This window comes from Citrobacter sp. UYEF32, assembly GCF_040546205.1.
Lineage (GTDB): Bacteria > Pseudomonadota > Gammaproteobacteria > Enterobacterales > Enterobacteriaceae > Phytobacter > Phytobacter diazotrophicus.
Genome location: NZ_JBEPNI010000006.1, coordinates 391,918 through 416,849, shown reverse-complemented (window position 1 = coordinate 416,849; position 24,932 = coordinate 391,918). Strand labels below are relative to the sequence as shown.

Sequence of the window (24,932 nt, the reverse complement as noted above, 5' to 3'; positions counted from 1 at the left end):
CAAATAAACACAGCGCTTTTATTACCTGAATCAGAGCCAAATAAAAATGGCTCTAATCTATATTACTGAGGCCATATTATGGAAACCGTTCAAAATACCCTCGTCGCTCGCGAAAGCAGCGGCTGGAGAAAAAGTGATACCGTCTGGATGCTGGGCCTGTACGGTACTGCGATTGGCGCAGGGGTCCTTTTCCTGCCGATTAACGCCGGGGTTGGTGGTTTAATTCCGTTAATCATCATGGCAATTCTCGCATTCCCGATGACCTTTTTCGCCCACCGTGGTTTAACCCGTTTCGTTCTGTCGGGTAAAAATCCGGGTGAAGATATTACCGAAGTGGTTGAAGAACATTTTGGTATCGGCGCCGGTAAACTCATTACGCTGCTTTATTTCTTCGCTATTTATCCAATTCTGCTGGTTTATAGTGTTGCAATTACTAACACGGTCGACAGCTTTATTACTCACCAGCTTGGTCTGGTGTCTCCGCCGCGCGCCATTTTGTCGCTGATTCTGATTATCGGCATGATGGGTATTGTCCGTTTTGGCGAAAAAATGATTGTTAAAGCGATGAGCGTGCTGGTGTTCCCGTTCGTTGCCGCGCTGATGATGCTGGCGCTGTATTTGATCCCACAATGGAACGGTGCGGTCCTCGATACACTTTCCCTGAGCAGCGCTGCGCCAGGTGGTCACGGTCTGTGGATGACGCTGTGGCTGGCTATTCCGGTAATGGTTTTCTCATTCAACCACTCGCCGATTATCTCCTCTTTCGCGGTCGCTAAACGTGAAGAGTACGGCCAGGATGCCGAGCGCAAATGTTCCCGTATTCTGGGCTTTGCACATATCATGATGGTGCTGACCGTGATGTTCTTTGTGTTCAGTTGTGTACTGAGCCTCTCCCCGGAAAACCTGGCGGAAGCGAAAGCACAAAACATCTCTATTCTCTCCTATCTGGCGAACCACTTTAACGCGCCGGTGATTGCCTGGATGGCGCCGATTATCGCCATGATCGCCATTACCAAATCTTTCCTCGGCCACTACCTCGGTGCGCGTGAAGGTTTCAACGGCATGGTGATTAAGTCTCTGCGCGGCAAAGGTAAATCCATCGAAATCAACAAACTGAACAAAATCACCGCGCTGTTTATGCTGGTGACGACCTGGATTGTTGCGACCCTGAACCCGAGCATCCTGGGCATGATTGAAACGCTGGGTGGCCCGGTTATCGCGATGATTCTGTTCCTGATGCCGATGTATGCCATCAACAAGGTACCGGCTATGCGCAAGTACAGCGGTCACATCAGCAATGCGTTTGTGGTGCTGATGGGTCTGATTGCCATCTCCGCCATCTTCTTCTCTCTGTTCAGCTAAGTTTTCAGCGCCGCCTGTTACAGGTGGCGCATCCGTTTTGCTTTGTAACCGCATGGGTGCCACATGATTAGCGTTTTCGATATTTTCAAAATCAGCATCGGGCCGTCCAGCTCACACACTGTTGGGCCGATGAAAGCAGGAAAACATTTTGTTGATACCCTGCAGGAAAAAGGCCTGCTGCATAAAGTGACTCGTCTGGTGGTGGATGTGTACGGTTCCCTGTCATTAACAGGTAAAGGCCACCACACCGATATCGCGATCATTCTTGGGTTGTCCGGCTATTTACCGGATACCGTCGATATCGATGCCATTCCCGGAATTATTCGCGATGTAAACACCATGCATCGTCTGTTTATTGAAGAAGGTCAGCGGGAAATTGAGTTCCCGGTGGCGGAATGCATGCGTTTTCACAATGAGTTTCTGCCGCTGCATGAAAACGGCATGAGCATTACGGCGTTTTGCGATGGCAAAATTGTCCACTTTCAGACCTATTATTCGATCGGTGGCGGTTTTATCGTCACGGAAGAAAACTTTGGTAAGAATCAGGACGCGGATGTCGATATTCCGTTCCCGTTCTATTCTGCCCGCAACCTGCTGGCACATTGCCACGACAACTGCCTGTCGATTTCTGCGGTGATGATGAAAAATGAGATCGCTCGCCACGGCAGGGAGAACGTTGAGCAAAATATGGCGAAAATCTGGGAGACCATGAGAAACGCCATCAACCGTGGTATGAACACGGAAGGCATTTTGCCTGGCCCGTTGAAAGTACCGCGTCGGGCCTCTGCGCTGCATCGCGTACTGGCGCCGCAAAGCCAGTCTATTACGCCGTTAAGCGCAATGGACTGGGTCAATATGTTCGCCATGGCCGTCGGCGAAGAGAACGCGGCGGGCGGGCGAGTGGTTACCGCGCCGACCAACGGTGCCTGCGGTATCATCCCGGCAGTACTGGCCTATTATGATCGCTTTATCAAAGCGGTGACGCCGGAAATCTATATGCGCTACTACCTGACGGCGGGCGCGATTGGCATTCTGTATAAGATGAATGCGTCGATTTCCGGGGCGGAAGTCGGCTGCCAGGGTGAAGTGGGGGTCGCCTGTTCTATGGCTTCTGCCGGGCTGGCGGAACTGCTGGGCGGTAGCCCGGAGAAAGTGTGCATCGCGGCGGAAATCGGCATGGAGCATAACCTTGGGCTGACCTGCGATCCGGTGGCTGGTCAGGTTCAGGTGCCGTGTATTGAGCGTAACGCGATTGCGGCCGTGAAGGCGATTAACTCGGCCAGCATGGCGATGTACCGCACCAGCGATCCGAAGGTCTCACTGGATAAAGTCATCGAAACGATGTTTGAGACGGGCAAAGACATGAACGCCAAATACCGTGAAACCGCACGAGGCGGTCTGGCGATTAAAGTCGCGGTATGTGAATCCTGAGTCCTTTCTCTCCCCGGTGGCGCTGTGCTAACCGGGGCTATAATTGATAGCCCGGATAAGCGTCAGCGCTATCCGGGCTAACCTTTTTTCTCTGTGTCGGGCGGCAGGAAAGACCACACCACACTGTGAGATGCCGATGAGGTATACCATTCGTTAATGGTGGCGTTCGCTTCATTGGTCTGCGCTGCGGCGGCAAATTTTTCTTTTGGCTGATGCGCTTTTTTCCGGATACGGATACGGGAAGGGGTCGCGGCATTGATTTGCGCGTTAAAGGTGCGAATGTGCGAATCGAATAACACCGACTCCAGTTGATGCAGACGATCCAGACCGCGCAGAATACCAATCAGCGTACTCAGGGTAACGGACTCGCCTAATTCAACGCGTTTAATGGTTGCAGCGCCGACTTGTGCACGCTCGGCCAGCTCAATCTGCGATAGCCCGAGCTGCATACGCGTTTCTTTAATTCTGCGGCACAGTTCAGAAATAATTTCACTGTCGGACATAGTACTGAAACGCATCTTAATTCCCCTACTGCGTAATAAATCATGGCAGATTATTTAGCATATTAAATTATAAATAAAGCGGATAATTTCTCTTTTGCGAGAGTAACAACATTGTTTTTTCTTTAACAAAGTTTCTACAGAAGAAACGATAATTAAAGACAAGCCGCTGAATAAGAAAGTTACCGCAGTTGTCCATTTTATTATTCCATCCTGGATGGATAATGCAGTTTACTCCGTTTTCTTTATCTCTTTATTACGCCTTTGCCTTTATACTGATAAAAAGCGTTATGCATAACAGGGAAGCGGTAATGGCATGAGTTACAAAGATAAAATATTTACATTCTGGGGCGCGATGGATCTGCTGGCTATCGGGAGCTACCTTTTCTATTCCCTAAAGATGGGTCACGTACCGGTCTGGTCCGATATCCAGCTTTTTTACGCTCAGCTAGCGTTAATGGAAGTCCGGGGTGCTGACCGTATTTTTCTGCAATCCCTCTTTTTTATCCATTCAGGGTTATTGTTATCGTTCTGTTTTTCGGCATACGCCTTTCTCGTGAAAAAGAAAATACGTTTCCTGCTCATTGGGTTGCAGGAAGTGATGCGTATTTTATCGCTCACCTGCTCGGTCGCACTTTTTCCGTTGCTCCTCCAGGTTATGCGAATCGATAACGTCTTCGTTGGCCTTTTTTTATTTGTCCTTTCCGAAACGCTCAAGATCGGTTCGCTGCTGTGGCTGAGAAGACGGGGATTGTTAACGTAATGTTGAGTTCGTCTGTCTCTTTATGGCGCGTAAGACTTTATACTTAGATTCAATGAGGCTTGCTCTGACCTGTTTGACAGCGTTTTCCCCGACATACAGGGTAAAACCGGGTCGAGGATAAACCGAAAGGAATCGACAACGATAAGGAGAACCAGAATACGTGTTAATTTTGCTTCACTTACTCTCTTCTGTTGCCCTGTTAGTGTGGGGCACGCATATCGTACGTACCGGTGTGATGCGCGTTTTCGGCGCGCGACTGCGCACGGTACTGAGTCGCAGTATTGAAAAGAAGTCCCTCGCTTTTAGCGCAGGGATTGGCGTGACCGCACTGGTGCAAAGCAGTAACGCCACCACCATGCTGGTGACGTCGTTTGTTGCCCAGGACCTCGTGGCGCTCGCGCCAGCGCTGGTGATCGTGCTGGGGGCCGACGTGGGGACCGCGCTGATGGCGCGTGTTCTCACCTTCGATCTCTCTTGGTTATCACCGTTGCTGATCTTCATCGGCGTGATTTTCTTCCTGGGGCGTAAGCAAACGCGCGAAGGCCAATTGGGGCGTGTCAGTATTGGCCTTGGGCTGATTTTACTGGCGCTTGAGCTGATTGTTCAGGCGGTAACCCCTATTACCCAGGCCGATGGCGTGCAGGTGATCTTCGCGTCGCTGACGGGCGATATCATGCTGGATGCGCTGATTGGCGCGGTGTTCGCTATCATCAGCTATTCCAGTCTGGCGGCTGTGTTACTGACCGCCACGCTGACCACGGCGGGGATCATCTCCTTTCCGGTGGCGCTCTGCCTGGTGATTGGCGCCAACCTCGGTTCCGGCCTGTTGGCGATGCTTAACAACAGTGCCGCCAACGCCGCAGCACGCCGCGTGGCGCTGGGCAGCTTGCTGTTTAAGCTGGTGGGGAGCCTGGTGATCCTGCCCTTTGTGCACTTACTGGCCGATGTGATGGGCAAGCTGCCGCTGCCGAAAGCGGAGCTGGTCATCTACTTCCACGTCTTCTACAACCTGATTCGCTGCCTGGCAATGGTGCCTTTTGTGGGCGTGATGGCGACCTTCTGTGAACGTTTGATTCGCGATGAGCCAGAGCTGGATGCGCGTCTCAAACCAAAACATCTCGACAGTTCAGCGCTGGATACGCCAACGCTTGCTCTGGCGAACGCGGCCCGCGAAACATTACGGATGGGCGACGCGATGGAGCTGATGCTCGAAGGGTTGCATAAAGTGATGCACGGTGCGCCGAGGGAAGAAAAAGACCTGCGTAAGCTCGCCGATGACATTAATGTGCTGTATACCGCTATCAAACTCTACCTCGCACGTATGCCAAAAGAAGAACTGGCGGAAGAGGAGTCACGGCGCTGGGCTGAGATTATCGAGATGTCTCTTAACCTTGAGCAGGCCTCTGACATTGTGGAGCGCATGGGCAGTGAAATCGCCGATAAATCACTGGCGGCGCGGCGGGCTTTTTCCGGTGAAGGGCTGAAAGAGCTTGATACGTTACACGAACAGTTGGTCAGCAATTTGAAACTGGCGATGTCGGTCTTTTTCTCTGCCGATGTCACCAGCGCACGCCGCCTGCGTCGCAGCAAACATCGCTTTCGTATCCTCAACCGTCGCTACTCCCATGCCCATGTTGACAGGTTGCATCAGCAGAACGTGCAGAGTATAGAGACCAGTTCGCTACATCTGGGGCTGTTGGGCGATATGAAACGCCTTAACTCGTTGTTCTGTTCGGTGGCTTACAGCGTGCTGGAGCAGCCGGATGAAGATGATGAAAGGGATGAGTATTAACGTGGAAAACGCTTCGCACAATGGATGTGTGGAGCGTGACTCTGTCCTGGAAAATACTTTATGTTAGGCACTCGATAACCACGGATGGAGAAATAGAAAATGCTCGTTCACTACGCTAATCTTAGACAATTCATGCGCATTACTATGGGGGTTCTCATGCGCAGTGCATCGAACGTAAAAAAATCAGTGAATGTTTCGCTGTCGCCTGACATTCTTACCCAGGCGCGCGAGCTCAACCTCAATCTGTCAGTGGTGTTAACCGAGGCGCTAATTGAAAAATTTCGTGAAAATAAACGTGATGAATGGCTGCGTGAGAATCAGAAATCCATTGATGCCATTAATCAGTGGGTAGATGAAAATGGTTCATTCAGCGATTTTCAACGGTCATTCTGATGGAGCAGTTCCACGTTTTTGAAAACAAGGGCAGCGGGAAAAGCGTCTATCCTTTTTTGATTAACCTCCAGCATCCCGTTGCAAATGTGCTTAAGCACGCTCTTGTTGCACCAGCAATCGAGCTTACTCTCCTTGCCGGTATGTCGCCACCAGCGAAAATATGCCCCGTCGTGGAAATCAATGACAAACCTTATGTCGTCATGATGCATATGATGGCTGGCATATCGGTCAAAGACCTGGGTGAACGTGTTGCGGATTTGACAAGCGCGAGAACGGTATTGCGTGATGCCATTGATTTTCTTGTCAATGGATATTGAGCTCCTTCCCTGGTGCTTTTTCAGTGCCATCAACCCGCTTCGGCGATAAGCGCCGCGTCCGTGCGCACGCCGGAGTACATCGCGAACTGTTCACGGCCTGCTGCGCAGTCACTTCTGCGCCGCTGATGTTTTGCCACGCTGCTGTGCCAGGCGAATCACCGGGGTTTCTGGCGGCAGGGCGACCACCTCAAAGACCACGCTGGCGTGATTTACCATCGCTTCGCTAAAGGGCAGGGCCTCACTCTCTTTGGACCCTTGCATATTTGTGCAAACCACGATTGATGTTCCTTGATTTGATATAACCGCATGCAGGGGCATATTCAAAGGAATTTTGTTCTATTTCAAAGGGATGGAACGAGGGAATATCTTGCACAAATGATTATGCGCGTGGCTGACGTCTGCAAGCTATGCTGTAGTGTCTAAGTGGTTGATTCTGCTATTTTTCGCCACAGAAAGTTGCACGCGTGGTAAGACGTCACTTTTGTGTAAAAAGACGCTGTGGATCACATTTAGCGCCGGGATGCGAGAAAGCGCAGATTTCCTTAACCTTCTGATAAGATATATTGCGCTTTTACAGGAGAATTTATGCTGCCAGACTCATCAACCCGATTAAATAAATACATCAGCGAAAGCGGAATTTGCTCGCGCCGCGAAGCCGATCGCTATATAGAACAAGGCAATGTTTTCCTCAACGGTAAACGTGCCACCATTGGCGATCAGGTTAAGCCTGGCGACGTCGTAAAGGTAAACGGTCAGTTGATTGAGCCGCGAGAGGCCGAAGATCTGGTCTTTATCGCGTTAAACAAACCCGTGGGCATTGTCAGTACCACTGAAGACAGTGAAAAAGACAACATTGTTGATTTTGTTAACCACAGCAAACGTGTTTTCCCCATTGGTCGTCTCGACAAAGATTCCCAGGGGCTGATTTTCCTCACCAACCACGGCGACCTGGTGAACAAGATTTTGCGTGCCGGCAATGACCACGAAAAAGAGTATCTGGTGACGGTGGACAAACCCGTGACCGATGAGTTTATTCGTGGCATGGGAGCAGGCGTACCGATTCTGGGAACCGTGACGAAAAAATGCAAAGTCAAAAAAGAGGCGCCGTTTGTTTTTCGTATCACCCTGATTCAGGGGCTGAATCGCCAGATTCGCCGCATGTGTGAACATTTTGGCTATGAAGTCACGAAGCTTGAACGTACCCGGATTATGAATGTGGGGCTGGCTGGCCTGCCGCTCGGGGAGTGGCGCGATCTGACCGATGATGAACTGATTGCCCTGTTTAAGCTTATCGAGAATTCATCGTCCGAAGCGAAGCCAAAGGCAAAGAGCAAACCGAAAACGGCGACGACCACCGCGAAGAAACCCGCCGCCAGTGGGGCGAAAAATATGGCGAAAACCCCGGCGGAACTGGCTTCGCGTAAACGCTTTACCCAGCCGGGGCGCAAGAAGAAGGGGCGTTAACGCCTGCCGCGCGTCGACGTACTGGCCGACCAGGAAAAGGTGGCCGCTTCATCTGGTTTGTAAGCCTGCTTTTTCTTTATCTGGCGGGCTTTTTTTGCCTCTGCTTCACGCTCAACCATCAATTTATCGATGTACTCTTTTTTGATGCTGTTGGTTTCGGCGTTGGTCAATACACGCCCGTGCGCAATGCGCGCGCGGTCGAGCAAGGTTTTCAGTTCACGCTGCTCGCGCTCGGTCATCTCTTTTTGGGTAATGCGGGGGAGTGCCATGTGGGTGCCCTCGGTCAGGAAGTTGAACCAGTGTACGGCATAGGCGTGGGGTGCTCACAGTAAATTGTCATTTGTTACAACATCTATCGCACTGACGCGTAGCCCCGGCAGGCGAAGCGCCGCCGGGGAAACCCGGATCTGACGCATGCCGACCGGGCTACGGCTTATCAGCTCTCTTTTGCTGTTTCGCGTGGTTTATCTGAAATAGGCTTACCGGACCAGTAACCTGCCAGCAGCGAACCGGAGAGGTTGTGCCAGACCGAGAACAGCGCACCTGGCAGGGCAGCCAGCGGCGAGAAGTAGATTTTACCGAGTGCGGCAGCCAGGCCAGAGTTCTGCATTCCCACTTCGATGGCCAGTGTGCGACAGGTGGATTCGTCAAAACCGAACAGACGCCCACCCCAGTAACCACCCAGCAGGCCGATACTGTTGTGCAAAATCACCGCGACGATAACCACCATGCCCACGGAAGCAATATACGAGGCGGAACCCGCCACCACGGCACTGATGATCGCCAGAATACAGACCATCGAAAACGCGGGAAGATACGGCTCCACGGCTTTCACCACGCGTGAGAAGAGATGGTGCACCACTAAACCGAGGCCAATGGGAATCACCACAATCTGCAGAATGCTCAGCAGCATGCCCATGACGTCTACCTGAATATGGGCATCAACATACAGACGCGTCAGCAGCGGTGTCGCCACCACGCCAACCAGCGTTGAGACGGACGATATCGTCACCGAAAGCGCTACGTCGCCCTTCGCCAGATAGATCATGACGTTAGATGCCGTACCGCTGGCTACGCTACCCACCAGTACCATCCCGGCAGAGAGAGCCGGCGGCATCTTGAATAGCATCGCCAGCAGCCAGGCGGCCAGCGGCATCACCAGATAGTGCAGAAAAATACCTGCCGCCACTGGCGCCGGGCGGGAAAGCACGCGTTTGAAATCGTCAATTTTCAGGTGCACGCCCATGCCGAACATAATCAGCATCAGCAGCGTAGTGACCCACGGGCCTACAGGGGTAAAGGTTGAGGGGGTGTACCAGGCAATAACAGAGAGCAGCAGCGCCCATAACGGGAACAGCCGGGTGAGTACAGCGAGCATAGTGTTTTCCTTTAACGCGTTGTGTTGTGTTTCGTTATAAAAAGGCCGGGTTCGAGCCCGGCCATAGGTATTGTTTATCGCGTGAGGAAATTTTATTCAAACAAATTAAGGTGAAGAGGATTCATGTCGCCGGGCGGACGTTTTCCCAGTTCAGACCGAAGCGAGCGAGGTATTTACGCAGACGGTCAGCATCATTCGGCCTGGCTTTTTTCAGGCGCGAAACGGCAAACAACTCGCGCCCGGCATCGGAAAGAGAGTGGTGACGACGACAAACCTCCAGTACGGTTTCTAACTGGCGTTGATCAAACAGATCGACCTCCTCTGCTAAAGGGGGAAGTGCGGAAGGCGTCTGCCAGGCGTGCTGCAAACGGCTGATTTCTTCGTCGGCGATAGAAAGGGTAATGCGCCCCTGTTCGGCCAGCGTCGCCATACGGGCAATCGAGGAACTCAGCTCACGAAAGTTGCCGCGCCACTGCGCCTGCCCGGAACAGGCAAATGCCAGATAACGTTCGCGTGCGTCTTTGTCGAAACGGATGTGCGTCTGGGCTTCGCTGCTAAAGCGCTGGAGTTCGAATTCAATATTCGGCGCGATATCTTCCCGCCGTTCTGCAAGCCCCGGCAGAGCAAAAGTCCACATATTGATACGCGCGTAAAGATCTTCACGGAATTTTCCTTCCATCACCCACTGGCGCATATCGCGGTGCGTTCCAGCGATAAGCTGGAAATCACTGTGAACCTCTTTATCTGAGCCAAAGGGGAAGAACGTTTTTTCTTCAATGGCTTTCAGCAGCATGGCCTGCTCATCCAGACCCAGTTCAGCGATTTCATCCAGAAACAGCACACCGCCGTCGGCTTCGCGCAGCAGCCCCATTCGCGGCGTTAGCGCGCCGGTAAAGGCCCCTTTGACATGACCAAACAAGGTCGACATGGCGTTATCGCCGCGCAGTGTGGCGCAGTTAACGGCGACAAGTTTACCCGCGACGCGGTGGCGCGACTGGCGCAACTGATAAATACGTTTTGCCAGAAAGGATTTACCGGCGCCGGTAGGCCCGGTGAGAAGAATGGGGGCCGTTGAGCGCAAGGCTACCCGTTCAATTTGATCGATGAGCTTATTAAACGTTGTATTGCGTGTATCGATACCGGCTTTCAGCAGCGAGACCGACTGTTGTTGTTCGCGTTGAAAGCGGCTGGTTAAGGTCGCATAGCGGCTTAAATCGAGATCGATAACCGAGTAAACGCCGGAGGCAACATCCTCCTCAGAAGCCCCTTTCGGTGCCGGGCTGGTTTGCAGCAGGCTGGCGGGCAGGTAGCGGGCCTCCGTCAGCAAAAACCAGCAGATCTGCGCCACGTGCGTGCCGGTGGTGATATGCACCAGATACTCTTCATTTTCCGTATCGAAATCGTAGTGGCTGGCGAAATCCAGAAACGCGGCGTAGACCTCTTCAAAATCCCAGGGATCGCGAATATTCACCGTATGAGGGCGCACAGTGGTTTGCGGTGAAAGGAGCGCGATATCTTCCGCCAGTTGTTGAGCCATGCCTTCGTCGCGCGGCTGGTGGAGCAGCTCCAGTCGATCAACCGGAAAATCCGGCTGCTGGCATAACCCAACGGTTGGTCGCCATTTGCGAAAACGATGTGATCGCTTGCCGCGTTTATCCAACACCGTTCCCAGTACGCCAATCACCACTCTGCGCTTTTGCATTTTTATCCTTAAAGATAAACAACGATAACTAAATATAAAAAACGCGTGGTGTTACCAGCAAGCGATCAAAGTGCGTAAAATTTAAAATCATTAAATATCAATAAATTAAATTTTTTATTTTTCATTTCTTAGCACCTGGCACACTTCTGGCAATACCTGATACGTCACGACGCTGAACACGCAGGGGATTATGCCCCGCCAGCGCACCCGGAACGGTAAGACGTTATCCGCGGGGCGTTCTGTCAGCAGAGAGACACCATGAGGGTTCGATTCCCAACTCACCTTTCCGGTGAACACTGGTTGTGTTCGTAAACGCGCCGTCGGGTGGTTGACGATGGCAATGAACCGGCGCCGATAAGGGCTCCGGGTCGCAGGCAAAACAGGCTGGCAGTGAGGGTCTGTTTCCCTCCGGCTCCGATCCTGCATTCGCGCCGGTACGTGAAAATGTAAGGATGACAAATGAATAAGAAAATCACGATCCGTAAGGGACAATTGGGCCTGCTGGTGAAAGCGGGCGATTACACACATATCCTTGAGGCAGGCGAGCACCGTCTTTCCTGGTTTGGTAAGCAAGAGGTCACGATCGTTGAGCTCAATGGCAGCGATGTAGCGGAAGATCTGGCGAATTATTTGCGCCGCTTCAGACCTGAATGGGTCGACGCGTACTGCCTGGCCGTCGATACCGCCGGGCATGATGTAGCCGCGCTCTACCGTAACGGTATCCTGGTGGAAATTATCCCTCCAGCGTCACGCCGCCTGTTCTGGCAGGACGGCAGCCTGAGAGTGGAATTGCTGGATACCCGGGATGTGCGCGTACCTGAGAGCATCATGAATGCCGTGTTGCAGCCGCGAAGCGGCGCAGCAGTAAAAGGCCGGGATGCCATACTGACGGTGAATGTCGCGGCATGGCACGTCGGTGTCTTAAAAATCGATGGCGTAACACAACCTCTGTTGCCGCCGGGATTAAGCGCTTACTGGAAAGTGAATCATCTGGTTGATGCCGACGTTGTCGATACGCGCTTGCAACTGATGGAAGTGTCCGGCCAGGAAATTCTGACCAAAGACAAAGTGAACCTGCGCATCAACCTGGGTGCGAACTGGCAATACAGCGATGTATTACAGGCGTTCAGCCAGTTAACCAAACCGCTGGACCACCTGTATCGTGAATTGCAGTTTGCCCTGCGTGAAGCGGTAGGGACCCGTACGCTGGACGAACTGCTGGAAGATAAGCAGATCATCGATGAGGTGGTCAGTGCCCAGGTGAAAACCCGCATGGCTTCCTTTGGTATGGATGTCGCCTCGCTGGGCGTGCGTGACATCGTGCTACCGGGCGATATGAAAACGATTCTGTCGAAACTGATAGAAGCAGAAAAATCGGCGCAGGCGAATGTGATTCGTCGGCGTGAGGAGACGGCGGCGACCCGTTCACTGCTGAATACCGCGAAGGTAATGGAAAACAACCCGGTAGCCCTGCGCTTAAAAGAGCTGGAAACGCTGGAAAGAGTGGCTGAACGTATCGATAAAATCTCGGTATTCGGTGGCCTCGATAACGTCCTCAATGGACTGGTGAGTATTAAAGGATAATCAAATGCAGCATAACGAATTTCAACTGCTGACGGCGCAGAACAGTGCGCCGATAAAAATGTGGACGCACGGGGTCCCGGTCGAGCCAGAGGCGCGCGAACAGTTGCAGAACACCGCGAAGATGCCGTTTATTTTTCAGCATCTGGCGGTGATGCCGGATGTTCATCTCGGTAAAGGTTCTACCATCGGCAGCGTGATCCCAACCAAAGGAGCCATCATTCCGGCGGCGGTCGGCGTGGATATTGGTTGTGGGATGATCGCCGTACGCACCTCGCTGGTGGCAAGCGATCTGCCCGATAACCTGAGCGGGCTTCGCAGCGCAATCGAACAGGCGGTGCCGCACGGACGCACCAGTACCCGTTCCGGGCGTGATAAAGGCGCATGGGAAACGCCGCCGCAAGAAGTGGATAACCACTGGTCAATGCTGGCGGCGCGGTTTAAACGTCTGACGGATAACTATCCGCAGTTGTTGAAAACCAATAATTATCAGCACCTGGGAACACTGGGGACGGGTAACCATTTTATTGAAATCTGCCTGGATGAGCAGCAGCGCGTGTGGGTGATGTTACATAGCGGTTCGCGCGGTGTGGGTAACGCCATTGGTACGCTGTTTATCACGCTGGCCCAACAGGATATGCAGCAGCATATTGCGAATCTGCCGGATAAAAACCTGGCCTATTTCAAAGAGGGAAGTAAACACTATGACGACTATATGGAAGCCGTGTCGTGGGCGCAGGATTTTGCCCGTCATAACCGGGAAGTGATGATGTCGCGCGTACTGGCGGCGCTGTCGCGCATCGTGACAAAACCGTTTATGACCCAGCAGGAAGCGGTGAATTGCCACCATAACTACGTGCAAAAAGAGACCCATTTTGGCGAAGAGGTGCTGGTGACGCGCAAAGGCGCGGTCTCGGCGCAAAAGGGCCAGATGGGGATTATTCCCGGTTCGATGGGGGCGAAAAGCTTTATCGTGCGTGGGTTGGGAAATGAAGAGAGTTTCTGCTCCTGTAGCCACGGCGCAGGGCGCACGATGAGCCGTACGGCTGCGAAAAAGCGCTTTACCGTTGATGACCAGATTCGGGCGACTGCGCACGTTGAGTGTCGTAAAGATAGCGACGTGATTGATGAAATCCCGATGGCTTATAAAGATATCGACGCGGTAATGGCGGCGCAGGCGTCGCTGGTGGAGATTGTCCACACTTTGCGTCAGGTGGTCTGTGTAAAAGGATAAATGAGATGTCTTATAGCGGAGTGGATGCCGCAATGCGTGAACGCGTGCGGCAGCAATTAAAAGAGGTGGAGCAGCGTTACGGTGTCAGAGTGCTGTACGCCTGCGAATCCGGCAGCCGTGGCTGGGGCTTTGCCTCGCCGGACAGCGACTACGATGTGCGTTTTTTATATGTGCATCCGCCGGAGTGGTATCTGCGCGTAGAGGCGCCGCGTGACGTGATCGAACTGCCCATCGATGATGAGCTGGACGTGAGCGGTTGGGAGTGGCGTAAAGCCTTAGGCTTACTGAAAAGCGCAAACCCAACCCTGATCGAGTGGCTGGATTCGCCGGTGGTCTATCAGCAAGACGATGCCACCGTCTGTGCGCTTAAGGCGGAGATGCCGAAATGGTTTTCCGCCGTGCGGGCGCGCTGGCATTACTACTCGATGGCCCGCCGAAACTTTCACAGCTATTTTCAGGGCGATGAGGTGCGGTTAAAGAAATACTTTTATGTGCTGCGCCCATTGCTGGCGGTGCGTTGGGTAGAGGCGGGAAAAGGTGTGCCGCCAATGCGCTTTGCCGAACTGCTGGCCGGAAGCGAGCTGGATGCGCCATTGCGTCAGGAGATCGCTGAATTGCTGGCACGTAAGCAGCGTGCAGGAGAAGCGGAATACGGCCAGCGTCTGCCACGTTTACATGCGTTTATCGCAGCCGAGATCGAAAGGGGAACCATTCCCCCCGCGTTACCGGAGAGCCGGGAAGGCGACGTCAGGACGTTGGACGCAATGTTGTACCGGACGGTCATGGGGCAGATGTAGGCCCGGTAAATTACGGTTGCCCCGGATGCGGCGTAGACGCAATCTGTAGCCCCGGTAAGCGCAGCGCCACCGGGGAAATAACGTCTGCGATTACTCGAACAAATTATGATGCAGCTTCTGCACCACCTGCTCAGCTTCGGCGCCCGGCACCAGGAAACAGAGGTTGTGGCTGGACGCGCCGTAGCAAATCATGCGGATATTGAACGGGTCCAGCACGCCGAAGACCTCTTTGCCAACACCGCAGGCTTTCGACAGGTCATTACCAATTATCGCTATCAGCGCGAGGTTCTCTTCCACTTCCACACGACAGAGTGACGAAAGCTCGGTCAGCAGACCCTGCGTGAGCAACGTATCGCCGGTTGACGTGGACCCGGTGGTATCCAGCGTCAGCGCCACGCTCACCTCCGAGGTGGTGATCAGGTCAACCGAAATGCTGTGGCGCGCCAGAATGCCGAACACCTCCGCCAGGAAGCCACGGGAGTGCAGCATATTCAGGCTGTGTAGCGTCAACAATGTCTGCCTGCGACGTAACGCCAGCGCGCGGAACAGCGGCGGGTTACTGGTTTTGTTGCACACCAGTGTACCGCCGGCTTTGGGATCTTTGCTGGAGCCGACAAACACCGGGATATCGCTACGAACGGCAGGCAGCAAGGTTGCCGGGTGCAGAACTTTCGCGCCGAATGTCGCCATCTCAGCCGCTTCTTCAAAGGCAATTTCGTCAATGCGTTTGGCGGCAGGCACTACGCGCGGGTCGGTGGTGTAAATGCCGGGGACATCGGTCCAGATATCAACGCGGGTCGCATGCAGCGCTTCGCCGAGCAGCGCGGCGGTGTAGTCACTGCCGCCACGTCCCAGCGTGGTGGTACGGCCTTTCGCTTCACTGCCAATAAAGCCCTGCGTAATAACGATGGTGTCGGCCAGGCGCGGCGCAAGCTGCTGGGTCGCCAGTTCTGACAGGGCTGCCACATCGGGCTCGGCGCGGCCAAAGCGATCGTTCGTACGCATCACTTTACGCACGTCAAACCACTGCGCCTGCACATTGCGTTCACGCAGAATTTCAACAAACAACAGGGTGGACATCAGTTCGCCGTGGCTGACCAGTTCATCGGTCAATGCATTAGAGGTCGCCAGCGAAGCGGCTTCTGCCAGAGTAGTGATATTTTCCAGCAGACGTTCGATCTCTTCGCGAATAACGTTTGGATTCGCCAGACGCTCCAGAATATCGAACTGAATTTTGCGAATCGCATCGAGCTTAACGAAACGCTCACTAGCCTCAAGCCCTTCGGCAAGCGCGACCAGCAAATTGGTAATACCGGCAGAGGCGGAAAGCACGACCAGACGTACGCTCGCATCGGAAAGGACCACGTCCGCACTGTGGTTCATTGCATCAAAATTTGCCACGCTGGTACCGCCGAATTTGGCGACGACGAGCGGGGAAACGGAGTGACTCATTGTTATAACCTCGTGTCAGGGAAGCCTGGCGTGTGACGTCAGACAAAATTATTCAGCCATGGCACAAGGGAAGAGCGAAAAGGGGTAGGCGCAGAGCAAAAGACAACTACGATTACACCCAGAAGTGCTCCACCACTTGTGAAACGCCCGACTGCGAACGTTTCTGGTGACAACTCAAGGGATTCAGCCCCTGTAGCCGATGATGAATGCCGCCATGCACTTCACCACCTCGGCGTTACTCCCCCTCAGGTGTTTTCTTTAGATTGGCTCTTCCAACACCGTACCTGGGTAACGCGCCTCTTCTGGCCCGCGCACGCGCGGGTAGCGCCCTAATAAATAAAGGCTAGCGGCACCGCTGTCAATGCTACGATTATGCGGATTTTTCATGCAGACGAATCGATTAGAAAAACGTCTTATGTTAGACATATTTATCGCGTAAAAAAGGCTGTTTTAGCAGCGCTGCTGGACAGCGACACAAAAACCATCACAATTTTCATTCGCAGGCGCTACAATCGACCGCAGTCACAATTCTCAAATCAGAAGAGTATTGCTAATGAAAAACATCAACCCAAAGCAGACCGCTGCCTGGCAGGCATTACAGAAACACTTCGATGAAATGAAAGACGTTACTATCGCGGATCTGTTCGCGAAAGATGCCGATCGTTTCTCTAAATTCTCCGCGACCTTCGATGACTTAATGCTGGTGGATTTCTCCAAAAACCGCATCACCGAAGAGACCCTGAGCAAACTGCAGGATCTGGCCAAAGAGACCGCTCTGGCAGATGCTATCAAGTCCATGTTCTCCGGTGAGAAAATTAACTGTACCGAAGATCGCGCCGTGCTGCATGTGGCGTTGCGTAACCGTAGCAATACCCCAATTATTGTTGACGGCAAAGATGTGATGCCGGAAGTCAACGCGGTGCTGGAAAAAATGAAAGCGTTCTCTGAGGCGATCATTTCAGGTAGCTGGAAAGGCTACACCGGCAAAGCGATTACTGACGTGGTGAACATCGGTATCGGCGGTTCCGACCTCGGCCCGTTCATGGTGACCGAAGCACTGCGCCCGTACAAAAACCATCTGAATATGCACTTCGTTTCTAACGTCGATGGTACCCACATCGCCGAAGTGCTCAAGAAAGTAAACCCGGAAACCACACTGTTCCTGGTAGCGTCTAAAACCTTCACCACTCAGGAAACCATGACCAACGCCCACAGCGCGCGCGACTGGTTCCTGAAAACCGCGGGTGATAACAAACACGTGGCAAAACATTTTGCCGCGCTCTCCACCAACGGCAAAGCGGTTGGCGAGTTTGGTATCGACACGGCGAACATGTTCGAGTTCTGGGACTGGGTTGGCGGCCGTTACTCTCTGTGGTCGGCGATTGGCCTGTCCATCATTCTGTCCGTTGGCTTCGACAACTTTGTTGAGCTGCTCTCCGGCGCGCACGCAATGGACAAACACTTCTCCACCACGCCGGCTGAGAAAAACCTGCCGGTGCTGCTGGCGCTGATCGGTATCTGGTACAACAACTTCTTTGGTGCGGAAACCGAAGCGATTCTGCCGTACGACCAGTACATGCACCGCTTTGCCGCCTACTTCCAGCAGGGTAATATGGAATCCAACGGTAAATACGTTGACCGTAACGGCAACGCGGTGGATTACCAGACGGGCCCGATCATCTGGGGCGAGCCGGGTACTAACGGCCAGCACGCGTTCTATCAACTGATTCACCAGGGCACCAAAATGGTTCCTTGCGACTTTATCGCTCCGGCGATTACCCACAACCCGCTGTCGGATCACCATCCGAAACTGCTGTCTAACTTCTTCGCCCAGACCGAAGCACTGGCGTTCGGGAAATCCCGTGACGTGGTTGAGCAGGAATATGCGGACCAGGGTAAAGATCCGAAGTCGCTGGAACACGTGGTGCCGTTCAAAGTGTTCGAAGGCAACCGTCCGACCAACTCCATCCTGCTGCGCGAAATTACCCCGTTCAGCCTGGGCGCGTTGATCGCACTGTACGAGCACAAAATCTTTACTCAGGGCGCGATCCTCAACATCTTCACCTTTGACCAATGGGGCGTTGAGCTTGGCAAACAGCTTGCTAACCGTATCCTGCCTGAACTCGGTGATGATAAAGAAGTCAGCAGCCATGACAGTTCCACAAATGGCCTGATTAATCTTTATAAAGCCTGGCGTTAATATCGTTCATCGGTAAGGATGAGCGAAATACGCAAATTAAAATGCCGACATAACGTCGGCATTTTATTATCGGATAATTCTTGTTGTTCCGGCGTCGACATAATTCTTCATTATGAGGTTATTCTGAAAAAACAGAATATCCGGTTAATTCCTCAGTGTTATTTTCAGATGTTACGTATACTTCCAGGTTGTTTATGTAATTGTAAATAAATGAAATATAATGGTTTTATATTAAATTAATATTGGCAGTTTATCGTTTTTATCCAATTTTCTTAAAACTTCCCGCTGCGTTTCCCATTCGACAAATAGCCTGCTTTAGTTGTGTATACTCGTTCTCGCCTGTTTATTTTCAGGCAAATCTCCATTCATTCAATGAAGGGAAATTGATATGAAAAAAGCACTGTATGGCATTTTTGCCATTACCGCGCTTGCGGCGAGTTCTGCTTTTGCGGCACCGATTGAAGTCGGTGATGCGGCAGGGTCGGCAGCGACGACAGTTTCTGCGGGTAGCTCCTCAGCAACCAGCGTCAGCACCGTAAGTTCTGCGGTAGGTGTTGCCCTTGCGGCAACCGGTGGCGGTGATGGTTCCAATACCGGAACCACGACCACCACGACCACCAGTACTCAATAACGGCGAGTACTTTAATCATAACCACACTTCGGTGTGGTTATTTCGTCCCCCTCTGGAGAAGAGTCGTGAAGCGACCCGCGATCATCCTGATTTGCCTGCTGATTCAGGCCTGTTCATCCACCACGAAAGGGCTGGGCTATTCGCTCTGGAATAGCGTGTTCGGCACGCCGGGCGTCCAGTTAACCGATGACGAAATCCAAAATATGCCCTACGCCAGCCAGTATGTGCGGCTCAATGGCGGGCCGCAGCTCTTCGTTGTGCTCGCCTTCTCAGAAGACGGGCTGCAGAAATGGGCAACGCAGGATCAGGCCATTTTCGTTACACAGCATTATCGCATTGTGAAAACTCTGACCAACGGCGACAACCTGCTGGAGGTGAATAACCTGGCGGCAGACCCGTTAGCCAACCCGAATCAAATTATCGACGGCGCGAGCTGGACCCGCACGATGGGCTGGACGGAGCACAAACAGGTGCGTTACGCGACGGCGCGCTCGGTCTTCCACTGGAATGGCTCTGACTCGGTCACGCTGGGCAGCGAATCCACGCATGTGCGCATTCTTGATGAAGAGATTACGACGGACCAGACCCACTGGCGCAACCGTTACTGGGTGGATGAAGACGGATTAATTCGTCAGTCGGAACAGTACCTGGGGGCGAACTGGTTCCCGGTCAGAACCATGCTTATCAAGGCGGCGAAATCATGAGGCTCTTATCCGCGACCGCGCTGTTACTCTGTTTCGCCTCTTCACTGGCGCAGGCCGCTGGCAACGTCAATGTCTACATGGCAGGCGACAGTAAACCCAAGGTACTCACCAACGCGGCACGTCTGATTGATGTCGTGGGGCAGCCTCGTCTGGCACAAAGCTGGTGGCCGGGGGCGGTCATCAGCGAGCGGCAGGCCACGGCTCTTGAAGAGCAGCGCCAGCAGGCATTACTTGGCCGCCTTAGCGCGTTGGCCGCCGAGGAAGAGGGCGACGATGCGGCAGCGATAAACAGCATGCGTCGCCAGGTTCAGGCGCTGCGTGTGACGGGGCGGCAATTGATCAATCTCGACCCGGATTATGTGCGAATTAAAACACGTGCTAACCCTCCGCTGGAGGGCGAATACAGCTTATGGGTCGGACCTCAGCCTGCGACTGTCACCGTGCTGGGGCTGGTAAGCCAGCCGGGTAAAAAGCCCTTTACGCCAGGACGTGACGTGGTGAGTTACCTCGATGAGATGAGTTTGCTGAGCGGGGCGGAAAAAAGCGACGCCTGGTTGATTTATCCCAATGGCCGCACAGAGAAAGTGCCGGTGGCGTACTGGAACCGACGCCATGTTGAACCTATGCCGGGCAGCGTGATTTTTGTCGGCTTCGCTCCGGCGTTATGGGGCGATCGCTACGAAGTGCTGAACGCTGACATTCTTCGCTTACTGACGCATCGGATACCGGAAGAATAATGAAAAAATCGTTTGTCATCAGTGTCCTGGCGCTAAGTGTGAGTGCCGCCTGCCAGGCTGAAACGTATCCGGCACCTGTTGGGCCCTCGCAATCGGATTTTGGTGGCGTAGGTCTGTTGCAAACTCCCACGGCCCGTATGGCGCCTGCGGGGGAGATCAGCCTTAACTATCGCGACAACGACCAGTACCGCTACTATTCAGGCTCGATGCAGCTTTTCCCGTGGCTGGAAACCACACTGCGTTATACCGATGTGCGTACCCGAAAATACAGCAGCGTGGAGGCCTTCTCCGGTGAGCAGACGTATAAAGATAAAGCCTTCGACCTGAAAGTGCGTTTATGGGAAGAGGGATACTGGCTGCCGCAGGTGGCGGTTGGCGCGCGCGATATCGGTGGTACTGGCCTGTTTGACGGCGAGTATGTTGTGGCGAACAAAGCCTGGGGACCCTTTGATTTCTCGCTTGGGCTTGGCTGGGGATATCTGGGTACCTCTGGCAATATCAAAAACCCGCTGTGTACCTATAAGCAAAAATTCTGCTATCGCGATAACAGCTATAACCAGGCGGGCTCTGTGGATGCCAGCCAGATGTTTCACGGCCCGACCGCGCTTTTCGGCGGGGTGGAATACCAGACGCCGTGGCAGCCGCTGCGTCTGAAACTGGAATATGAAGGCAACAACTATCAGCAGGACTTTGCCGGTAAGCTACCGCAAAAGAGCAAGTTTAACGTTGGCGCGATTTATCGGGTGACGGACTGGGCCGACGTGAACCTGAGCTATGAGCGTGGGAATACCGTGATGTTCGGTTTTACCCTGCGTAATAACTTCAATGAGTTGCGTCCGAATTATAACGATAACTCACGTCCGAAGTATCAGCCACAGCCCCAGGATGCCATTCTGCAACACTCTGTCGTGGCCAATCAATTGACCTTGTTGAAGTACAACGCCGGGTTTGCTAATCCACAAATTCAGGTGAAGGGCGACACGCTCTACGTGACCGGGGAACAGGTGAAATACCGTGACTCCCAGGAAGGCGTGGTGCGCGCAAATCGTATCATCATGAACGATTTACCAGAGGGTATCCGCACGATCCGCGTGACGGAAAACCGTCTGAATATGCCGCAGGTGACCACCGAAACCGATGTTGCCAGTCTGCAACGTCATCTTGAAGGTGAGCCACTGGGCCAGGAAACGCAGCTCGTGCAACAGCGTGTTGAACCGATTGTGCCGGATAAGCCGGAGCAGGGCTGGTATATCGAGAAATCGAGCTTTGATTTCCACATCGACCCGGTATTAAACCAGTCTGTTGGGGGGCCGGAAAGTTTCTACATGTACCAGCTTGGGGCGATGGCGACCGCCGACTGGTGGCTGAGCGATCACCTGCTGACAACCGGCAGCCTGTTCGCCAACATTGCCAACAACTACGACAAATTTAACTACACCGATCCGCCGCGAGACTCGAAACTGCCGCGTGTACGCACCCGCGTGCGTGAGTATGTGCAAAACGATATCTACGTGAATAACCTGCAGGCCAACTACTTCCAGTATATGGGTAACAATTTCTATGGCCAGGTGTACGCCGGTTATCTGGAGACGATGTACGGTGGTGCGGGGGCAGAGGTGCTGTGGCGTCCGGTTGACAGCAACTGGGCCTTCGGTATTGACGCCAACTACGTGAAACAGCGTGACTGGCGTAGCGCGCAGGACATGATGAAGTTTACGGATTACAGCGTTAAAACCGGGCACTTAACGGCCTACTGGACACCCCCGTTCGCCCAGGATGTGCTGATCAAAGCGAGCGTCGGGCAATATCTGGCGGGTGATAAAGGCGGCACTCTGGAAGTGGCTAAACATTTCGACAGCGGGGTGGTTGTTGGGACCTATGCCACCATCACCAACGTGTCGCCGAAAGAGTACGGGGAGGGGGATTTCACCAAAGGGGTGTATGTGTCTATTCCAATGGATCTCTTCACCTCCGGTGCTACCCGCAGCCGTGCGGCCGTGGGCTGGACGCCACTGACGCGTGATGGCGGACAGATGCTGGGACGTAAGTTTGATCTTTACAGTATGACCAGTGATAAGAGTTTGAATTTCCGCTAATTCCCGGATGCGGCGCAAACGCCTTATGCGGACTACGACCGGTTTTCTCCCTCTCCCCCTGGGAGAGGGTTGGGGTGAGGGGAATATGCGGCTCGGAAGGTGGGTTCCGTTCACCTTATGTTCATGGCGAAATGTCACCTCCGGACACGTGAACGGGTAAAGGGGAACACCGCGTTCCCCTTTACAATCCCCGCGGCCCCGCAAAGAAATCGGTGCTTCGCACTGCGTTCGCCTCCCGCCCCGCTGCCTGCGGTCGGTTTGACTCGAGTTACTCGCCCCATCCCTGGGGCTCGCCCTTCGGGCCAACGCGTTGCGTTGTTCAAAATCGTTCCGGACGATTTTGTCCTGTCTCGACAAACCTCAGTCCGCCATCCCTGGCGGCCTGACCTTGCCATCGGGTCTTCGTCTCACCGATTTCAGCGGGGACTCAACCCCCTCGCTGCACGCTCTGCGCCAGGGGGGCACAAAGATGTCGCTGTGGTTGTCATGCGGGAAAACGAGTCAGCCATGGCTAACAAGATTGAAGACGTTCACAGTATCTACTCTTTTACCGTAGCCCGGGTAAGGCATCAGCCGCACCCGGGAAGTTTTTACTGCATTCCCAACACTCCTGGCAGCCAGAGAGATATCGCCGGAATATAGGTCACCATACCCAGCACAATCAGCAACATCGCGTAAAACGGCAACATCGCCTTCACCACCGTTTCAATCTTCTGCTTACTCACCGCACTGGCGACGAACAACACCGATCCCACCGGTGGGGTAATCAATCCGATCCCGAGGTTGACCATCATGATCATGCCAAAATGTACCGGATCGATCCCCAGCGCATTCGTTACCGGCAGCAGCACTGGCGTCAGGATCAAGATGATCGGCGCCATATCCATCAAGGTGCCAATCAGTAGCAGCATGATATTGAGATACATCAGAATGACGTATTTATTATCCGATAACGACGTGAAAAATTCGGTGATACGCATCGGAAGCTGCATATAGGTCATCACGGCGCCAAAAGCGGCCGCAAAGCCGATAAGAATCATCACAATGGTGACCGTCTTCACGGTACGGCACATCAGCTTCGGCAGCTCATTCCATTTGTAATCACGGTAGATAAACATGGTGACGAAGAAGGCCCACAGGCAGGCGACAGCGGCAGATTCTGTAGCGGTAAAAATCCCGGAAAGAATGCCGCCGAGAATAATCACTACCGTCATCAGTCCCCATAGTGCATCAACGAACATCCTGATTGCCTGCTTAAAGGGAATCCGCTCCCCTTTCGGGTAACCGCGTTTGTGGGCAAAACCCAGACATAACGTCATCAGGCTCACGCCCAACAGCAAACCCGGCAGTACGCCCGCAATAAACAGTGTCGCAATGGATACCGTGCCCCCCGCCGCCAGCGAGTAAATGACCGAGTTATGACTGGGCGGGATCAGGATAGCCTGCACCGATCCGCTGGCCGTTACCGCCGCCGCATATTCACGCGGGTAGCCCTTCTTTTCCATTTCCGGGATCATCACGCTACCGATGGATGCCGTATCGGCGACCGACGAGCCGGAAATCGCGCCAAAAAAGGTCGATGCGACAATGTTCACCAGAGACAACCCGCCGCGAATGAACCCGACAAACAGATAGGCAAAATTGACCAGCCGCCGCGCGATGCCACCCTCCGCCATGATCGCGCCCGCCAGAATAAAAAACGGAATCGCCAGCAGCGTGAATTTGTTCACCCCGCTGGTTATCTGGATCATCAGCGCTTCCAGCGGAAGATCTATCCACAGCGCGCCGGCAACGGCACTCAACCCGACGGCAAACGCCACCGGCATACCCAGCGCCAGCAGAATGGCGAGGGTGAATAACAATACAAATGCGTCCATTGTTCACCCCTTACCCATGGTTGCCAATCAGTACGACCGGGCGGTTTTCCTGCGAGCCGAACAATAACCGTTCGAGCACAAACAGGATCAGAATGGCCGAACCTATCGGCAACGGCAGATAACTTTCGCCTGAGGTCAGCAGGGGAAACTCCGCCACAGGTTGTTCCCACAGCTCAACGCACAGCCAGTAGCTGTACCAGCACATGATGAGAGAGATGAGCAGCATCAACAGATCGACAAGCCGCGCGCATACCATCTTTAGCGTGTCAGGCAGACGATCCGTGAGCATGTTAACCGCAATGTGGGAACCGGCGCGGTACCCCACCGCCGCGCCAATGAACGTAAAAGTGACCATGCAGATGATAGCAATAGGTTCCGGCCATGACTCTCCGCGATTCAATACGTAACGCGAGAAAATGCCAATCGGAATAACAATCGTCATCACCAGCAGTGATATGCCGGCCACCGTCATAGCAAGCAGGTACAGGCGATCCATCCACTTTAAGTAGAGTTCTGACATA

The 24,932-nt window shown here is 53.4% G+C and carries 22 protein-coding genes, 1 pseudogene and 1 riboswitch; of the genes and pseudogenes, 15 read left to right on the top strand and 8 right to left on the bottom strand.

The window, feature by feature from the left end; all coding sequences use genetic code 11:
- The first annotated feature begins 78 nt into the window (after positions 1–78).
- Both ABIB59_RS19415 and ABIB59_RS19410 read left to right on the top strand, forming a co-directional pair.
- On the top strand, positions 79–1,362 hold the full coding sequence (locus tag ABIB59_RS19415; protein ID WP_039076770.1) for an HAAAP family serine/threonine permease: 1,284 nt from the start codon (positions 79–81) through the stop codon (positions 1,360–1,362).
- Positions 1,363–1,425: 63 nt separating this feature from the next.
- Positions 1,426–2,793: an L-serine ammonia-lyase gene (locus ABIB59_RS19410; protein ID WP_039076771.1), complete on the top strand. Its 1,368-nt coding sequence runs from the start codon at positions 1,426–1,428 to the stop codon at positions 2,791–2,793.
- Positions 2,794–2,870: 77 nt separating this feature from the next.
- On the opposite strand, the gene ABIB59_RS19405 is transcribed toward ABIB59_RS19410, so the two are convergent.
- Positions 2,871–3,311, bottom strand: coding sequence for a helix-turn-helix domain-containing protein (locus ABIB59_RS19405; RefSeq protein WP_071194377.1), 441 nt, complete (start codon positions 3,309–3,311; stop codon positions 2,871–2,873).
- A gap of 298 nt (positions 3,312–3,609) precedes the next feature.
- Between ABIB59_RS19405 and ABIB59_RS19400 the strand changes: the two genes are divergently transcribed.
- From ABIB59_RS19400 to ABIB59_RS19385, 4 genes are all read left to right on the top strand, one after another.
- A complete protein-coding gene (locus tag ABIB59_RS19400; RefSeq protein ID WP_354036633.1) occupies positions 3,610–4,056 on the top strand; it encodes a hypothetical protein in 447 nt (148 codons plus the stop codon).
- A 160-nt stretch (positions 4,057–4,216) separates the two neighbouring features.
- Complete coding sequence (locus ABIB59_RS19395; RefSeq protein ID WP_039076774.1) at positions 4,217–5,848, top strand: Na/Pi cotransporter family protein; 1,632 nt, start codon at positions 4,217–4,219, stop codon at positions 5,846–5,848.
- Between the two features lie 99 nt (positions 5,849–5,947).
- On the top strand, positions 5,948–6,241 hold the full coding sequence (locus tag ABIB59_RS19390) for a type II toxin-antitoxin system CcdA family antitoxin (protein WP_079498807.1): 294 nt from the start codon (positions 5,948–5,950) through the stop codon (positions 6,239–6,241).
- On the top strand, positions 6,241–6,558 hold the full coding sequence (locus ABIB59_RS19385) for a CcdB family protein (protein WP_132441012.1): 318 nt from the start codon (positions 6,241–6,243) through the stop codon (positions 6,556–6,558). Before ABIB59_RS19390 ends, ABIB59_RS19385 begins: the two co-directional genes overlap by 1 nt.
- A 29-nt stretch (positions 6,559–6,587) precedes the next feature.
- Here the strand turns inward: ABIB59_RS19385 and ABIB59_RS19380 are convergent.
- Positions 6,588–6,819: pseudogene (locus ABIB59_RS19380) on the bottom strand (shikimate 5-dehydrogenase); the annotation flags it as partial.
- Positions 6,820–7,143: 324 nt separating this feature from the next.
- On the opposite strand from ABIB59_RS19380, the gene rluF reads away from it, so the two are divergent.
- Positions 7,144–8,022 carry a 23S rRNA pseudouridine(2604) synthase RluF gene (gene rluF / locus ABIB59_RS19375; protein WP_039076775.1) on the top strand — a complete coding sequence of 293 codons (879 nt, stop codon included), beginning with the start codon at positions 7,144–7,146 and terminating at the stop codon, positions 8,020–8,022.
- Here the strand turns inward: rluF and ABIB59_RS19370 are convergent.
- The 3 genes from ABIB59_RS19370 to rtcR form a co-directional block, all read right to left on the bottom strand.
- Positions 8,019–8,291 (bottom strand): YjbD family protein, encoded by a 273-nt coding sequence (locus ABIB59_RS19370; protein WP_071194375.1) that lies wholly within the window; start codon positions 8,289–8,291, stop codon positions 8,019–8,021. The two genes, rluF and ABIB59_RS19370, sit on opposite strands and share 4 nt — an antisense overlap.
- Positions 8,292–8,458: 167 nt before the next feature.
- On the bottom strand, positions 8,459–9,400 hold the full coding sequence (gene panS / locus ABIB59_RS19365) for a ketopantoate/pantoate/pantothenate transporter PanS (RefSeq protein ID WP_354036630.1): 942 nt from the start codon (positions 9,398–9,400) through the stop codon (positions 8,459–8,461).
- A gap of 121 nt (positions 9,401–9,521) precedes the next feature.
- Positions 9,522–11,102 carry an RNA repair transcriptional activator RtcR gene (gene rtcR, locus ABIB59_RS19360; protein WP_079498801.1) on the bottom strand — a complete coding sequence of 527 codons (1,581 nt, stop codon included), beginning with the start codon at positions 11,100–11,102 and terminating at the stop codon, positions 9,522–9,524.
- A gap of 459 nt (positions 11,103–11,561) precedes the next feature.
- On the opposite strand from rtcR, the gene ABIB59_RS19355 reads away from it, so the two are divergent.
- Genes ABIB59_RS19355 through ABIB59_RS19345 form a run of 3 tightly spaced genes read left to right on the top strand, consistent with a single transcriptional unit; the run spans position 11,562 to position 14,714 of the window.
- A complete protein-coding gene (locus ABIB59_RS19355) occupies positions 11,562–12,686 on the top strand; it encodes a slipin family protein (protein WP_079498799.1) in 1,125 nt (374 codons plus the stop codon).
- Positions 12,687–12,690: 4 nt separating this feature from the next.
- Positions 12,691–13,917, top strand: coding sequence for an RtcB family protein (locus tag ABIB59_RS19350; protein WP_071194371.1), 1,227 nt, complete (start codon positions 12,691–12,693; stop codon positions 13,915–13,917).
- Between the two features lie 5 nt (positions 13,918–13,922).
- Complete coding sequence (locus ABIB59_RS19345) at positions 13,923–14,714, top strand: nucleotidyltransferase domain-containing protein (RefSeq protein ID WP_354036627.1); 792 nt, start codon at positions 13,923–13,925, stop codon at positions 14,712–14,714.
- A gap of 90 nt (positions 14,715–14,804) precedes the next feature.
- Here ABIB59_RS19345 and lysC read toward each other — a convergent pair whose 3' ends face one another.
- Positions 14,805–16,166, bottom strand: a complete 1,362-nt coding sequence (gene lysC / locus ABIB59_RS19340; protein ID WP_071194369.1) for a lysine-sensitive aspartokinase 3 — start codon at positions 16,164–16,166, stop codon at positions 14,805–14,807.
- Between the two features lie 114 nt (positions 16,167–16,280).
- Positions 16,281–16,476, bottom strand: a riboswitch (Lysine riboswitch).
- A gap of 243 nt (positions 16,477–16,719) precedes the next feature.
- Between lysC and pgi the strand changes: the two genes are divergently transcribed.
- The 5 genes from pgi (at position 16,720) to ABIB59_RS19315 (ending at position 22,534) form a co-directional block, all read left to right on the top strand.
- Positions 16,720–18,366: a glucose-6-phosphate isomerase gene (gene pgi / locus ABIB59_RS19335; protein ID WP_354036625.1), complete on the top strand. Its 1,647-nt coding sequence runs from the start codon at positions 16,720–16,722 to the stop codon at positions 18,364–18,366.
- Between the two features lie 388 nt (positions 18,367–18,754).
- Complete coding sequence (gene yjbE / locus ABIB59_RS19330) at positions 18,755–18,997, top strand: exopolysaccharide production protein YjbE (RefSeq protein ID WP_039077929.1); 243 nt, start codon at positions 18,755–18,757, stop codon at positions 18,995–18,997.
- Between the two features lie 65 nt (positions 18,998–19,062).
- Complete coding sequence (locus ABIB59_RS19325) at positions 19,063–19,701, top strand: YjbF family lipoprotein (RefSeq protein ID WP_039077928.1); 639 nt, start codon at positions 19,063–19,065, stop codon at positions 19,699–19,701.
- Positions 19,698–20,438: a capsule biosynthesis GfcC D2 domain-containing protein gene (locus ABIB59_RS19320; protein ID WP_071194368.1), complete on the top strand. Its 741-nt coding sequence runs from the start codon at positions 19,698–19,700 to the stop codon at positions 20,436–20,438. Before ABIB59_RS19325 ends, ABIB59_RS19320 begins: the two co-directional genes overlap by 4 nt.
- Positions 20,438–22,534: a YjbH domain-containing protein gene (locus ABIB59_RS19315; protein WP_071194367.1), complete on the top strand. Its 2,097-nt coding sequence runs from the start codon at positions 20,438–20,440 to the stop codon at positions 22,532–22,534. Before ABIB59_RS19320 ends, ABIB59_RS19315 begins: the two co-directional genes overlap by 1 nt.
- Positions 22,535–23,124: 590 nt before the next feature.
- On the opposite strand, the gene ABIB59_RS19310 is transcribed toward ABIB59_RS19315, so the two are convergent.
- A complete protein-coding gene (locus ABIB59_RS19310) occupies positions 23,125–24,411 on the bottom strand; it encodes a TRAP transporter large permease (RefSeq protein ID WP_079496990.1) in 1,287 nt (428 codons plus the stop codon).
- A 10-nt stretch (positions 24,412–24,421) separates the two neighbouring features.
- Positions 24,422–24,931 carry a TRAP transporter small permease gene (locus ABIB59_RS19305; RefSeq protein WP_041851326.1) on the bottom strand — a complete coding sequence of 170 codons (510 nt, stop codon included), beginning with the start codon at positions 24,929–24,931 and terminating at the stop codon, positions 24,422–24,424.
- Position 24,932: the final 1 nt, after the last annotated feature.

What these genes read in the sequence shown, in the direction of transcription:
- ABIB59_RS19415 (WP_039076770.1), top strand. Translation starts at nt 79, where the DNA reads ATGGAAACCGTTCAAAATACCCTCGTCGCTCGCGAAAGCAGCGGCTGG.
- ABIB59_RS19410 (WP_039076771.1), top strand. Translation starts at nt 1,426, where the DNA reads ATGATTAGCGTTTTCGATATTTTCAAAATCAGCATCGGGCCGTCCAGC.
- ABIB59_RS19405 (WP_071194377.1), bottom strand. Translation starts at nt 3,311, where the DNA reads ATGCGTTTCAGTACTATGTCCGACAGTGAAATTATTTCTGAACTGTGC.
- ABIB59_RS19400 (WP_354036633.1), top strand. Translation starts at nt 3,610, where the DNA reads ATGAGTTACAAAGATAAAATATTTACATTCTGGGGCGCGATGGATCTG.
- ABIB59_RS19390 (WP_079498807.1), top strand. Translation starts at nt 5,948, where the DNA reads ATGCTCGTTCACTACGCTAATCTTAGACAATTCATGCGCATTACTATG.
- ABIB59_RS19385 (WP_132441012.1), top strand. Translation starts at nt 6,241, where the DNA reads ATGGAGCAGTTCCACGTTTTTGAAAACAAGGGCAGCGGGAAAAGCGTC.
- rluF (WP_039076775.1), top strand. Translation starts at nt 7,144, where the DNA reads ATGCTGCCAGACTCATCAACCCGATTAAATAAATACATCAGCGAAAGC.
- ABIB59_RS19370 (WP_071194375.1), bottom strand. Translation starts at nt 8,291, where the DNA reads ATGGCACTCCCCCGCATTACCCAAAAAGAGATGACCGAGCGCGAGCAG.
- panS (WP_354036630.1), bottom strand. Translation starts at nt 9,400, where the DNA reads ATGCTCGCTGTACTCACCCGGCTGTTCCCGTTATGGGCGCTGCTGCTC.
- rtcR (WP_079498801.1), bottom strand. Translation starts at nt 11,102, where the DNA reads ATGCAAAAGCGCAGAGTGGTGATTGGCGTACTGGGAACGGTGTTGGAT.
- ABIB59_RS19355 (WP_079498799.1), top strand. Translation starts at nt 11,562, where the DNA reads ATGAATAAGAAAATCACGATCCGTAAGGGACAATTGGGCCTGCTGGTG.
- ABIB59_RS19350 (WP_071194371.1), top strand. Translation starts at nt 12,691, where the DNA reads ATGCAGCATAACGAATTTCAACTGCTGACGGCGCAGAACAGTGCGCCG.
- ABIB59_RS19345 (WP_354036627.1), top strand. Translation starts at nt 13,923, where the DNA reads ATGTCTTATAGCGGAGTGGATGCCGCAATGCGTGAACGCGTGCGGCAG.
- lysC (WP_071194369.1), bottom strand. Translation starts at nt 16,166, where the DNA reads ATGAGTCACTCCGTTTCCCCGCTCGTCGTCGCCAAATTCGGCGGTACC.
- pgi (WP_354036625.1), top strand. Translation starts at nt 16,720, where the DNA reads ATGAAAAACATCAACCCAAAGCAGACCGCTGCCTGGCAGGCATTACAG.
- yjbE (WP_039077929.1), top strand. Translation starts at nt 18,755, where the DNA reads ATGAAAAAAGCACTGTATGGCATTTTTGCCATTACCGCGCTTGCGGCG.
- ABIB59_RS19320 (WP_071194368.1), top strand. Translation starts at nt 19,698, where the DNA reads ATGAGGCTCTTATCCGCGACCGCGCTGTTACTCTGTTTCGCCTCTTCA.
- ABIB59_RS19315 (WP_071194367.1), top strand. Translation starts at nt 20,438, where the DNA reads ATGAAAAAATCGTTTGTCATCAGTGTCCTGGCGCTAAGTGTGAGTGCC.
- ABIB59_RS19310 (WP_079496990.1), bottom strand. Translation starts at nt 24,411, where the DNA reads ATGGACGCATTTGTATTGTTATTCACCCTCGCCATTCTGCTGGCGCTG.
- ABIB59_RS19305 (WP_041851326.1), bottom strand. Translation starts at nt 24,931, where the DNA reads ATGTCAGAACTCTACTTAAAGTGGATGGATCGCCTGTACCTGCTTGCT.